The sequence below is a fragment of the Microcoleus sp. D3_18_C4 genome, from assembly GCF_036702355.1.
In the GTDB taxonomy this organism is placed as follows: domain Bacteria; phylum Cyanobacteriota; class Cyanobacteriia; order Cyanobacteriales; family Microcoleaceae; genus Microcoleus.
In genome coordinates this window covers 87,198-100,415 of record NZ_JAUBTF010000009.1, presented here as the reverse complement: position 1 = coordinate 100,415, position 13,218 = coordinate 87,198, and the positions used below count along the sequence as shown (strand labels likewise).

Annotated in this window: 12 protein-coding genes; 5 read left to right on the top strand and 7 right to left on the bottom strand. The window is 44.7% G+C overall.

The window, feature by feature from the left end; genetic code table 11:
• Positions 1-738: 738 nt before the first annotated feature.
• The 5 genes from QUA90_RS06770 to QUA90_RS06750 all read right to left on the bottom strand — a co-directional run bounded on the left by QUA90_RS06770 (position 739) and on the right by QUA90_RS06750 (position 4,736).
• Complete coding sequence (locus QUA90_RS06770) at positions 739-1,017, bottom strand: GNAT family N-acetyltransferase (RefSeq protein ID WP_333444539.1); 279 nt, start codon at positions 1,015-1,017, stop codon at positions 739-741.
• Positions 1,017-1,646 carry a restriction endonuclease subunit R gene (locus QUA90_RS06765; RefSeq protein WP_333444537.1) on the bottom strand — a complete coding sequence of 210 codons (630 nt, stop codon included), beginning with the start codon at positions 1,644-1,646 and terminating at the stop codon, positions 1,017-1,019. Before QUA90_RS06765 ends, QUA90_RS06770 begins: the two co-directional genes overlap by 1 nt.
• A 43-nt stretch (positions 1,647-1,689) precedes the next feature.
• The gene (locus tag QUA90_RS06760) at positions 1,690-2,742 is read right to left on the bottom strand and encodes a DUF1611 domain-containing protein (RefSeq protein WP_333444535.1); all 1,053 of its coding nucleotides are present in this window, start codon (positions 2,740-2,742) and stop codon (positions 1,690-1,692) included.
• 97 nt (positions 2,743-2,839) lie between these two features.
• Entirely contained in the window at positions 2,840-3,634 is a 795-nt protein-coding gene (locus tag QUA90_RS06755; protein WP_445300095.1) for a Uma2 family endonuclease, read from the bottom strand.
• Between the two features lie 31 nt (positions 3,635-3,665).
• Positions 3,666-4,736 (bottom strand): dipeptide epimerase, encoded by a 1,071-nt coding sequence (locus tag QUA90_RS06750; RefSeq protein WP_333444533.1) that lies wholly within the window; start codon positions 4,734-4,736, stop codon positions 3,666-3,668.
• 121 nt (positions 4,737-4,857) lie between these two features.
• Here QUA90_RS06750 and QUA90_RS06745 point away from each other — a divergent pair, with 121 nt between their 5' ends.
• Positions 4,858-5,571, top strand: coding sequence for a hypothetical protein (locus QUA90_RS06745; RefSeq protein WP_333444531.1), 714 nt, complete (start codon positions 4,858-4,860; stop codon positions 5,569-5,571).
• Between the two features lie 48 nt (positions 5,572-5,619).
• On the top strand, positions 5,620-6,066 hold the full coding sequence (locus QUA90_RS06740; protein ID WP_333385499.1) for an NADAR family protein: 447 nt from the start codon (positions 5,620-5,622) through the stop codon (positions 6,064-6,066).
• A gap of 454 nt (positions 6,067-6,520) precedes the next feature.
• Here the strand turns inward: QUA90_RS06740 and QUA90_RS06735 are convergent, their stop codons facing one another.
• On the bottom strand, positions 6,521-7,225 hold the full coding sequence (locus QUA90_RS06735; protein ID WP_333444529.1) for a hypothetical protein: 705 nt from the start codon (positions 7,223-7,225) through the stop codon (positions 6,521-6,523).
• A gap of 190 nt (positions 7,226-7,415) precedes the next feature.
• Entirely contained in the window at positions 7,416-7,685 is a 270-nt protein-coding gene (locus tag QUA90_RS06730) for a hypothetical protein (protein WP_333444526.1), read from the bottom strand.
• Positions 7,686-7,985: 300 nt separating this feature from the next.
• Here QUA90_RS06730 and QUA90_RS06725 point away from each other — a divergent pair, with 300 nt between their 5' ends.
• From QUA90_RS06725 to QUA90_RS06715, 3 genes are all read left to right on the top strand, one after another.
• Positions 7,986-10,856 carry a tetratricopeptide repeat protein gene (locus QUA90_RS06725; protein ID WP_333444524.1) on the top strand — a complete coding sequence of 957 codons (2,871 nt, stop codon included), beginning with the start codon at positions 7,986-7,988 and terminating at the stop codon, positions 10,854-10,856.
• A gap of 166 nt (positions 10,857-11,022) precedes the next feature.
• A complete protein-coding gene (locus QUA90_RS06720; protein WP_333444522.1) occupies positions 11,023-11,739 on the top strand; it encodes a Uma2 family endonuclease in 717 nt (238 codons plus the stop codon).
• 115 nt (positions 11,740-11,854) lie between these two features.
• On the top strand, positions 11,855-13,204 hold the full coding sequence (locus QUA90_RS06715) for a 16S rRNA (cytosine(967)-C(5))-methyltransferase (protein ID WP_333330846.1): 1,350 nt from the start codon (positions 11,855-11,857) through the stop codon (positions 13,202-13,204).
• Positions 13,205-13,218: the final 14 nt, after the last annotated feature.

The window sequence follows — 13,218 nt, the reverse complement described above, 5'->3', positions numbered from 1 at the left end:
CTTTACATTTACTAATTTGCCAGGAGTCGAATGTCTTTGGTGCGATCGCCAGTCCACTTTCCGAGTCTGGTACTGGCACAGGACACTTTCCAACCTGCAAACAACGGTTTTGCAACGGTTTTTGCCTAGCTATCAGGCTTCTAGCTGTGCCAATTTAGCCAACTGGACTACCGCGAACGGTGAATTATGAACTTACGCAGTCTCCATCGCCCAATCCGGAATATCCATACATATCTAGTCCGTGACTTACGCACCAAACCCCTAAAAACCCGGTTTCTGACACCCTGTGCGCCATTAGGGGCCCGTAAGCGGATCGGTGATATCAGCAAGTAAACTTGGCAACTCACCCACCCTGCCCATGCGATGTTGATTTGTACCTACCTATTTAGGCATAGACAATAGGCGATCGAGATTGACGCAGATATCAGGAGGCGGTAGGAGTGTTTGATCGATGCAGGTCGATCGCACCTTGTTATCCAATTATTGAACAGGTCGAACTTAAAATCCATTCATAAATTCAGAATCTTAAATTCATACAAGTCATAATTATAGAGAACCTGCTTGATACTGCATAATTGTTACAGGAATTCTGAATAAAGTTTTAGCTAATTGAGACAAACCGAACTTGAATTTAAGCGACTGCGGCAATTCTTGCCATGCAGCTTCTCTGAAGCCAAAGCGAGTATAAAATGATGCGAGCCGCTTTCCCAAACATTCTAAATATAGCGATTCTGTAGCTTATTGAATTAAATATTTTGTGAGGTAGGTTCCCAAACCTCGATCGCGCCAACCTTTCGCCACCACCAAACTGCCCAATTCTTGCGCGCCCGCAAAGTTCCGCAACTGCCCGCAAGCTGCCAATTTTCCCTCGCATTCGATGACCCAGAATTGCTCCCAGCGCAACTGAGTTGGATCGAGTTTGGCGCCCCACACTAACATTCTAATTGATTTGATGTCTTGAGCACAGGCCGGGCGGATGGCGCATTCAGACGGTAATGAACAAGAATTATCAATCATTAGTTATAGTTGGTAACTACAGCAGCGATTCGTTTAAAAATGCGGAATACCTCGTAAAAGTCTTGGGCGCGATCGATTACGAACTCATAAGATAAAGCGTACTGCGGAGTGTCTTGTTTAATCAATTTAAGGAATCTGAAGTTGCTGCCATTTGTCAGAAGCCCAAAAGTTGGTCTGTCTGGATTGGGGTTACTCAGCATATACAACAGTAGCTGCAGAAGTCCTGTCTCAAGGGAGTATTGAGCTCGCTTGGCTTCGATTGCCACAACCCAAAAAGATTCCATTAAAAGCAGAATATCAATGCTTCCTCTGACAAGTATATCTTCATCCACTGTAACCAGTTCCACCGATTTTTCTGACTCTATGTGAAAGGGAGTCAAGAAGAAACCTGCTAAAAATAGCAAGGGAGCCAGTACCACCATTTTTACGGTATCTTCTATCATGGGGTACTCGGCACTGTTAGTATAGCCAGCCTTTACTTTGTCTAGATATCGCTTTTCTTCATCAGTAATTTCTGGTAAATCGTCAATCCACTCCGGGAAAAATTGCTCGTCTTCTGCAAGTTGCAAGTTAAATTTGGTTTTGACCTCACGCAGTGTTAGTATTTTTGCTTGAAGTGATTGTGTCATAGTTTTCTGTAGCGATTTGCTAGTTGTAATTTAGTGTAGCAGATCAACTGTCGATGATCGCCTCCAACAACACCTCCGCACCAAACCTTACCGGATCGGTACAAGGCAACCCCGTTTCTGCTTCAACTTCAGTTATTGCTAACAGCGCATCTGCCTCATTTAAGTGATGAGTGTTGAGGGCGATCGCGCTCACTTTTCCCCCTGCAAAAGCACCTGCTGCGGCAGCTAACATTTCGTACAATTCGACCACTTTCGATAACTTAGGAATCGATACGTGGGGGTGATTGCGAATGCTAGTTTGTCCGGCTCTGTGGGCTAAAATTAAGTGAGTTGGCTGCGAACCCCGCAACAGCGGCAGAGTCGCCGTCGAACCTGGATGCAATAGCGAACCTTGCCCTTCTACGTGCAGAATATCGCATTCAGAACCCAATTTGATCGCCATTTGTTCGACAGCACCAGCGGCGAAATCAACTCGCACGGCATCCAAAGGAAGGCCTTCATTTCCGATCATTAAACCCGTTTGTCCAGTTGCTAAAAATTTGGAACGCAAACCCCGCCGCAAGCAAGTGCGATTGAGTTCCAGACTGGTTGACATTTTGCCAACGCTCATATCTGTGCCGACAGTTAATACGCGGCGACAACTTAATTTAGTGGCGGCGGCAGAGGCGATCGCACCGACAGATTTCGGTTCCTGACGCACGTCCCAAATCCATTGATTTTCGGTTAAAGAAACTGTTATCAAAGGTGCAAGTTGCGCGTGCAAACCGTTGACCACTGACAAACCTGCTGCTACCGCTTGATTAATTTCTGGCAGCCACTCAGCAGGCAAAACACCGCCGGAAGGAGCGATACCAATTAGCAGAATATTCGGCGCAAATTGCAGTGCTTCTGCAACGGAAGCAACTATCGGTACTTGTTGAGGAATGCCAGTTAATTCAGGTAAAGATTGTCCGGCACATTGGCTGTCTATTACTGCTACAATTTGTGCTTCGCTGTAGCGCAAAAAGGCTAAACCTGTTTTGCCGGAAGAACCGAGAATTCCCTCGTGCAGCAGGATAGCCACTTTGCCATTTTTGATCGGATAGTTTTTAGTCATTGGTTCACTTTTGATATGGGCGATTTTAGATTTTAGATTGAAGCTAAAATCTAAAATCTAAAATCTAAAATCGATTGGTGTTAGCTGTGATTTGGGATTATTGGTTCAGGGTAAGATCATTCGGATCTTCTCCCAATTCTCGCAATCTGGCCTCTAGTCGCGAGGCTCGCTGGCGTTCCTGTTCCGCTTGCTGTTGAGCGGCTTCCGCTTGTTGTTGAGCGGCTTCCGCTTGTTGTTGAGCGGCTTCCTCCGGCAACAAAACTAAATTGCCAGATTCGTCGAAAAAACGCACCCAAGTCGCTGTTTCTCGATCGACAATTCCTTCCCAAGTGCCCAACCAAAAACCTAACGTTTCGCACCACAGCCAACCCTGCTCGTTGGGCACTAACGGCTGATAGCGCAGGTTGGCATCTAAACGCCATCCTTGCAAAGAATTCGGCTCGAAAGGATCGAAAACAAAGTAATCAGGAGTTCTAAAAACCTGCTCGTAAATATCCTTTTTTTTGCCTGTATCCTGATTTGCCGTTGACGGCGACAGCAGTTCCACAATGACATCCGGGTAACGTCCGTTTTCTTCCCAAACTACCCAGCCTTGTCGGGAAGTATTGCTGTCAACACCCAACACAGCGAAAAAATCCGGGCCTCGGAAATCCTGATTCCGAATCTGTTTAGCGCTGTAATAAATAAACATATTGCCACCGACAAAAAAATCGTTTCGGTTAGCTAAACCTTGTTCTACGGAACGGATTAAAACGGTCATTGCTATACGGTGGCGGTTGCTTTCCATTTCTGCACCATCATCAAAAATTAAATCAGTCGGTGGCTTGTGTTCTTCAAAGAAAAGCTTGGCTTCTCTATCAATTTGCTCTCCTATTGATTCCACTGGCATCATACTATCTCCAGATGTGTTTTGAGCGATACTTCTATTCTACAATCTCAACTAGCTGCACTCCCAATCCCGATCGCCCGTTTGGCAGCAAACACCCATTTTCGACGATCGCACCTGTGAAAGGATCGTCTAATAAATTTAAGTGACTGTCCAAATCCAAATAGTCAGCTAGGGGTGAAAGTTGTGCTGCTGCTGTATTTGCGATCGCGCTATCTGAATAGCAGCCAAACATTACTTGCAAATGGCAGGCTTTTGCTGTGTGAATCATCCGCATTGCTTCAGTCAATCCCCCTGACTTCATCATTTTGATATTGATGCCGTGGACGCAGTGCGCTAACTTGGGTATATCGGAACTATTAAAGCAACTTTCATCCGCAAAAATTGGCAGGGGCGATTGACGGTACAGTTCTGATAATTCATCCATATCGGCGACGGGTGAAAGCGGCTGTTCGACATAATTTATCGGGTATTTTTCCAGCCAGCGACACATTTCGATCGCGCTGTTTAAGCTCCAACCGCCGTTAGCATCTACACTGATTTTAAGGTTAGGTGGTGCTTCCTCTAGCACTGCTATTAACATAGCTTTGTCGGCTTCGATTCCTGCGGGATTTCCTAATTTAACCTTAACGGCGCGGTATTTGATACCTGCTGGATCTTTGCCAAACCAATCGCGCACTCTTTCTCTTGCACCAGAGGGGGAATTAATGCCGATTGTGACGGAGGTGGGGACGATGCGCGATCGATCTAATCCCCACATTTTCCACAGCGGCAAGCCTGCTTTTTTGCCCAGCCAGTCGTGCATTGCCATGTCGATGCCGGCGCGGGCGGCTGAGGGTAAGTTGACCTCTGTTAATACTTGTTCGATTTTTTGGCGATCGAACGGAGTAAACTTTTCTAGCAGCGGTGCGACTTCCTGCAATGCAGCTAGCAGAATTTCGGTACTTTGGGGCCGAGAACCTGTGGAAAACGGCGAAGCTTCTCCCCAACCTTCGATGCCTTCGTGTGCTAATTTTACCCATAAATTCGTACTTTGGGCTGTTGTACCGCGGCTGATGGTAAGGGCAAACCGCTTGCGGACAGTGAAAGTTTCAATTTGAACGTGCATTGTCAGTGATTGGTAATTTTTTGTAGATAAAAATCCGAGGGGGCGGATTGCGCCGCTATTGCCATTTTTAACTTTTTACTTTATAGTTTGATTTTGCTTGTTCTAGTTTATCAAAAACTTGATGAAATTCATTATTTCTGTTTCGCCGAAGAGAGTTGCTTTCTCTCTCAGCATTTGGGTGCTCTTCTTTGCTGTTGCTGGTTGCATCGTACAAGTTCTGCGCTACGGTTTTAACTATCAAGAACGCTGGATTAGTTTGTTTAACTTAGACAGAGAAATAAATTATCCTTCGTGGTACTCGTCATTTACTTTGCTGTTTTGCGCGATTTTGCTAGGTATTATTGCTAGTGCTAAGAAGAAGCAGGGCGATCGGTATTTTGGACACTGGAAAGCGCTGGCGTTGATGTTTGTATTTTTTTCTTTAGATGAAATATTGAGTCTGCACGAAATATTAATTATTAACGACTTGCGAAAGGCACTGAATTTAGGGGGAATTTTTTACTTCATTTGGGTAATTCCTGGGGCGATTTTTGTTGGGGTTACTGCGCTGGCTTATCTCAAGTTTCTCCGGCACCTACCCCGGAAAACAAGGGACTTTTTCTTACTAGCAGGCAGTATATATGTGGGTGGAGCACTTGGCATGGAAATGGTTACTGGCTATTATGCAGATGCGGTAACTAAACGAAACTTGATATACGGTTTGATGGTTTGTGTTGAGGAAATTTTGGAAATGGTAGGGGTGATCGTATTCATCTACGCCCTGCTGTCTTACATCGGTTCCCATCTTGAAACTATTGATTTGCGGTTGAAGATAGTGGATAATCCACAGAGGTAAAACTGACGATAAACCAAGATTATTAACGAAATTGAAATCGCAGACTTTATGGCTATCTACTTCTACACCACTGCCAGCGAATACGGCTGTTTTTCTAATTTTTCCAGTCATGGATTCGAGTTAGACGGAGAATATTGGCCAACTACCGAGCATTATTTTCAAGCACAAAAGTTTCCCAAAACGGCTCATTGTGACCAAATTCGCCACGCAAAAACACCGAAAGATGCCGCAAAAAGGGGACGTGATCGCTCTCGTCCCCTCCGTAAAGATTGGGAAAAAGTAAAAGATGATATCATGCGAAAAGCCGTACTCCGCAAATTTGAAACTCATCCCGAAATTAGAGAAATTTTACTAGCTACTGGCGATGAGGAAATAGTCGAAAATTCCCCTATTGATTACTATTGGGGTTGCGGTAAAGATGGCACCGGCAAAAATATGTTGGGCCAGATTTTAATGGAAGTAAGGGAAATATTGCGAAAACGCACGTCAGAGTAAAACATAACTTAAATTTCCCAAACTAAAGCAGGACTTATTTAATCCTAAGTCCTGCAATGCTCCTAAGCGAGCATTTACTCAATTTTCTTAAATACTGAACTTAAAAATCGGTCTGAGGAACTGTCAAAACTTGTGTCAATCTCGTCGGGCTGTTCTAGTAGAGGGTTTAGCCTCTCCTCAGAGACTGCGAAGCAGGGGAAACGGTAAAAACCCTGCACCACTTTTTTTGTTTTAACAACTACTCTCAACCGGAATTAACTTTTCTCGTCGCAAGTACAGCATTGTTAGCCCGTCGCCTCCCGGACACCGTTCCCCTAAGGTTGGCGATTCACAGGTAAAACAGCAAAACACCTGTTCTGGTTAAAGTTTGTTTTTTATTGATGCTGTATCTTTACTATTGTGTACGATTTGTGGAAAGTGTCAGCAGTGCTACAGAATTCTTTACATTTGTGATTTATTTGGATACAATCGCGCCACTCTGTCGCAGTTGCTGTTGAATTTTGTTAAATTCTTTCTGTTCTGCGCTGAGCAAACTATTGTCGATCGGCGATCGCATATCCCACTGCAATTCGGACAATAACAACAAACAGCCCGCCATAATTATGCCTGTGGTTAGATATTGCCAAGGTGCAACAAAAGTTAATAGAGGGATGCTAAATAAATGAGTTAGTCCAATCAGGAGAAAAGTGCGCGATCGCAAACCTAATCCCGTCAACAAATAGCCGATCGCGCTCAACCCCAACCACAAATCGCACAGATGCAGCAACAAACCTCCCCAACCGGCAAAAATACTGCAATCCGTCAGAACCAAACCAGTTATCATCAAAATCGCCCAAGAGTAAAGAATCCAGCTAACACGCTCGACTCTTACCCAAAACAAAGTCAAAACAGCCATTGCCGCAGTGCCAACTAAAGTCAAACTTGACCACAGAATCGCCTGAAAGCTCCAACTGATAGGGACAAACTGAGCCGTAAAAAAAATCCCCCCTGTCACCAAACCCCAAAGCAGAAAAGTTTGGTCGATGCGGGTATAAAATCCTGAGAAAAGAGTAATATTTCCAATTTGCCAGCGGAGTTGCAACAGGCCTTCGAGGTCTTGTACGTCGAGATGTTCCTGTTTGCTGCGGATTAGGGGTTCGGAGGCGTTGAAAAAGGTCATCCAGTGTTGGGGAAAGTATGAAGTTTTGTGTATTGTAACAAGTCTTAAGGAATATTTTTCAGATTTTTTCTTGTTCCCCGGCTCTGCCTGGGGACGCAGATTTGGAGGCTCTGCTTGCTGTTTTCCTGAGCAACCGAAGAGGCAGAAGGCTGCGTTAAGCTTTGGACTAACGCAGCCTTGAGATTTGAGTTCAAGCAAGTCTCCAATACTTATCTTGTGGAGAATAAATGAAGGCAACATTCACAAGAATTGATCTATCTTTTTTGCCTGTAGAGTAAACTTGCCATGTACCTGTGGGCACCTCCCGCAAATACGGCTTATTTTGCCTTAGCGGGAAGTAGATTGAGTTTGGTGAGCATTTTACTAATTCGGCGGCACGTTCAACATTGCAGCCCATTTCCACCAAAACTGCGATCGGCTGGGTGAACAGATTGAGCTGTTCGCTGTTATAATTAGTCATGAGAAATCCTCGGTCTAAATAGACCATAAACAACATCAGAGTGCTACTGGTTGCAGCCAGTGGCTCCCAAAAACTGATAAGCGATCGAAAGCGTCTCTAGTTACAGCTAGGGGCGCTTGTTTGCTTGTTAAGGGCAGTCTAACACTGCTTTAAAAAATATACAATAGAAATAACGTACATTTATAAAATATATGGTAAATTAAACTTACAAACTTTCAAAACCTTGTACAACAAGCATTTTATCGAAAACGGAGCCACCATAATTTCTCGTTCCCAGTTACTATCTAGGGGGTTGACAGTATGAAAGGTACACTTGTCTCTCGCTTCACGCCCAGTCTGATGAAGCACGAAGATTTAGAGGAGATGTTGGTGCAGCGTCACGATTTGGCAAACGAGCTAGTCGAGTCAATCCGGTTGAGCATCCTCAAGCCAATCAAGCAGCATCACCTATTGATTGGGATGCGAGGTATTGGGAAGACGCACTTAGTCTCGCTAATGTATCACCGCGTTTCCAAAATGGAGGATTTTCAGGAAAAAGTGCTGATTGCTTGGTTGCGGGAGGAAGAGTGGGGCGTCACGTCGTTTCTCGATTTGCTCCTGCGAATTTTGCGATCACTCCAATCAGAATATCCGGCTGAATACAAGGCTGAATTGTTTGATCGGGTAGAATCGCTTTACGGTGAATCGCCCGATAGCGCTCAACAGATAGCAGCAGAATTGCTGAAAGATTTTGCGGGCGATCGCACTCTGCTTTTACTTGTAGAAAATCTGGATGATTTGTTTGAAGGGTTGGCCGACAGAGGGCAGCAGCAATTCCGAGACTATTTAGAAACTTATCATTTCTGTACGATTTTCGCGACATCTCAGCATTTATTCAAAGGAATTGACAATAAAAAAGCGCCTTTCTACAACTTTTTCAATCTCCATTATTTAGAAAAGCTAAATTTAGAGCAAGTTGTCGGCTTATTGAAAAATATCGCTAAATTAGAGGACAACAAAGAACTAGAGTTATTCATAGAAACGCCAAAGGGACGTTCTCGAATCGAAGCCATCCATCACTTGGCTGGCGGCAACCACCGCGTTTATATGATTTTTGCGGAATTTCTGACTCGCGACTCGCTGGATCGACTTGTAAAACCGTTTTTGCAAACCCTGGATGAATTGACGCCCTACTATCAGGCGCGGATGGCTTGGCTTTCGCCGCAGCAAAGAAAGATAGTTGAATTTTTGTGCGATCGACGCGGGGCTGTCATGGTTAAAGAGATTGCCCAACGCTGTTTTATGACGCATCAGACAGCATCGAGCCAACTCAAACAACTGTCAGGAATGGGTTATGTGACGAGCGAATCGATCGGGCGCGAGTCGTATTATGAACTTCAAGAAGTGCTGATGCGCTTTTGCATGGATGTGAAGAAGCATCGGGGCGAGCCGATTAGTTTAATTGTGGATTTTTTGCGGTTGTGGTACACGAAAGAAGAATTGAAACAGCGATTGGAGCGCTTGGGAGTAAATTTTAGTGCGATCGGGAAAGAGCTAGTTGATCTTAGCTCTGAAATAAGTCATTTTAAGTATCAGCTAAATCTGGAAACATTACCGCCTAATAGTCTAGTTGAGCGAGAATATCTGCTGCGTGCGCTTCAGCCACGGACAACAGAGGATTGTGAAGACTCTCGCGTGGCAGCTTGCGTGCAAGAAATTGAAAATTGCAAAAAGAAGAAAGACTATGTTTCGGCTTTGAATCTAGCAAATAAACTGGTGGCAATTCGTGGTAAGGCACGGGATTGGTTAGAAAAAGGACGTTGCTTGGACCATCTCGAACGCTATGATGAAGGTTTAGCATCCTTTGATAGGGCAAGCGAACTTGACCCCAACGATCTGTCGGCTTTGGTTTTACGAGGCTATGTACTCCATAAGCTCAAACGCTACGATGAAGCTTTAGCATCTTTCGATAGGGCGATCGAACTTGATGCTAATAATCAGTTGGCTTGGGCTAAGCGAGGCTATGTACTCCATAAGCTCAAACGCTATGAAGAAGCCTTAGTATCCTACGATAGGGCGATCAAACTTGATACCAATTATCCGTGGGCTTGGGCTAATCGAGGGAGTGTACTCTACAACCTCAAACGCTATGATGAAGCATTAGCATCTTACGATAAGGTGATCGAACTTGATACCAATTATCCGTGGGCTTGGCCTTTACGAGGCTATTTGCTCTACAACCTCAAACGCTACAATGAAGCTTTAGTATCTTACGATAGGGAGATCGAACTTGATGCTAATAATCAGTTGGCTTGGGCTAACCGAGGCAATGTACTCAACGACCTCAAACGCTATGAAGAAGCTTTAGAAGCTTACGATATGGCGATCAAACTTGATGCTAATAATCAGTCGGCTTGGGCTAAGCGAGGCTATGTGCTCTACAACCTCCAACGCTACGATGAAGCTTTAGAATCTTACGATATGGCGATCGAGCTTGACGAAAATAATCTGCATTTTTGGGTTTTACGAGGCATTGTACTCACCCACCTCAAACGCTACGATGAAGTTTTAGAAACTTACGATAGGGCGATCGAACTTGGCGAAAATGATCGGGATGTTTGGGTTTTACGAGCCATTGTACTCAAGAGCCTCAAACGCTATGATGAAGCATTAGTATCTTACGATCGAGCGATCGAACTTGGTGATCGATATTCATATGTCTTCTTCCATCGCGCCATTGCCATTCTCGGATTAAATCGTTGGGATGAAGGCATCGCCGCCTTAGACGACGCATTCCAACGCATTGAATCAGACGATGAAGTTAGTTCTGAATATGCCAATTTAATTATCCGCAACCTATTCGCAAACACGCACGATCCGATAACTAAAACTCGCATTATCAGCCTAATTGCAGTTTACAAAAAATACGAATATCTCTCAGTCTTAGGACAGGGAATCGTGCGAAACATCCCCGCGCTAATGTCAGAAATGGTAAGCGACAAAGCTGCACGCACTTGGTTAGAATTGTGGCAAGAACTAACCAGCAACGACGACGAATTCCAAATTCCCATCCGCCTGCTGAAAGCGGCTGCCCGCTATAAGGAAACAAAGGGCGACAGACGAGTTTTGCTAGAACTTCCCATAGAAGAACGCAATTTATTAGAACCATTGGTGTCAACAAAACCAGAATAAGTAAAACAGGACTTACGCACTCCGACAAAGAAACCGGGTTTTTTACCTAATCTGCCGATTGCAACGAAGTATTTTCGTGAAAAACCCGGTTTCTGGGCCCCCTGCGTAAGTCCTATAAAATAGATATAAAATAGAAATTGATGCTACTAGCAATGGAGTCATCCCCATGACAACAACAATTCCCTCTCAAACTTTGCCAGAAATCATCTACCCAGACAGCGACGGAAAACCCATGTCTGACAATACCAAACAGTTCCAATTAATAGTAAAACTTCAAGGTGGAATAGATGCCTTATTCAAAGACAACGAAAATGTCTTTGTAGCAGGGGATTTGCTGTGGTATCCCGTCGAAGGAGATAACAAAACTCGCCAAGCACCTGATACTATGGTAGTCTTTGGCAGACCCAAAGGTGACAGAGGTTCCTACCAACAGTGGCTTGAAGATAATATTGCGCCACAAGTTGTCTTTGAAATCATCTCCCCCGGCAACCGAATGACAGCAATGTTTAAGCTTTTTAAGTTTTACGATAATTATGGAGTTGAAGAATGTTATTTCTACGATTTAAAGGATAATGAGTTAATGGGTTGGGTGCGAAGTGACGGACAACTCAACTATATTGAATCAATGGAGGGTTGGGTAAGTCCGCGTTTGCAGACACGTTTTGAAACTGCATCGGGAGATTTAGAAATTTATCGTCCTGACGGACTAAAGTTTTTGTCTTATGTGGAGTTATCAAGACAAATCGAACAAGCGCAGCAACAAATGGAACAAGAACGACAACAAATGGAACAACAACGACAGGAGAAAGAGTTAGTACAGCAAAAAGCCGATCGCCTTTCAGAAAAACTCCGAGAAATGGGTATAAATCCAGAGGACATTTGAGATTATAATAGTCCTCGAATCACGGGCGATCGGAAAATGGGTTTTTCACCAAATCTGCGGGCTGTAACGCATCTTATCGTAAAAAACCCGGTTTCTAGACCCCCATATCTTAATTATGCAAAATCCCCGCCAAATAGCCTTTCTCGCACTCCGCGAAGTCCACCGCCGCGGTGCATTCGCAGATGCCGCACTCGATCGCGCTTTCAGCAATTCTCAACTCAACGACCTCGATCGGCGTTTAGTCACAGAATTAGTTTACGGTAGCGTCAGGAGAATGCGATCGATCGACTTTATCATCGACAAACTAGCCACAAAGAAATCCTCCCAACAACCGCCCGAACTCCGCACCATCCTACATTTAGGCTTATATCAACTCGAATATCTCAACCAGATTCCGCCCTCCGCCGCCGTCAACACCACTGTTCAACTAGCAAAAGAAAACGGATTTTCAGGACTCAGCAGTTTTGTCAACGGTTTGTTGCGCCAATACATCCGTTTAAGCGATAACGACTTAAACCCCTTAACAGTTACTAATTATAAATCAACGGTTGAACGCCTAGGAATTCTGCATAGCTTCCCCGAATGGCTGGTAAAATTGTGGATAGAACAAATAGGCGAAACCGAAACCGAACAACTCTGTGAATGGTTCAACCAATCCCCCACAATTGACCTGAGAATCAATCCTTTAAAAAGCTCGATCGGCCAAATCGAAGCTGCCTTCAAAACCCACAACATCTCAACTAGCAGAATCCCACACTTGCCGCAAGCATTAAGACTAAATGGCAGCATCGGGGCAATTCAAAACCTCCCCGGATACAGCGAAGGTTGGTGGACAATCCAAGACAGCAGCGCTCAATTAGTCACCCATTTACTAGGGCCCCAGCCAGGGGAAACCATCATCGACGCCTGCGCCGCGCCGGGGGGAAAAACCACCCACAGCGCCGAATTAATGCAGGATACAGGCACTATTTATGCCTGCGATAAAACCGCCAGCAGACTCAAAAAACTTAAAGAAAATGCAGACAGACTCCAGATGAAATCCATTAAAATTCATACCGGAGACAGCCGCCATTTCCCAGAGTTTGTTAACCTCGCAGACAGAGTTTTACTCGACGCACCTTGTTCTGGCCTCGGAACCCTCCACCGCCGCGCCGACGCCCGCTGGCGCCACACGCCCGAAAACATTCAACAACAATCTCAACTGCAATCGGAATTGCTAGCAAATGCAGCGAGATTTGTCAAGTCCGGCGGCGTATTAGTTTATGCAACTTGCACAATTCATCCCTTGGAAAATGAAACAGTTATTCGATCGTTCTTAGACAGCAATCCTAACTGGCAAATCGAACCGCCAACAATTGATTTACCAGTACAGCCATCACCCGAAGGATGGGTGAAAGTGTGGCCGCACAGACATCACATGGACGGCTTCTTTATGGTGAGGCTAAAGCAATTGAAAAAGGAGTAAAGTCCTTACTCCAA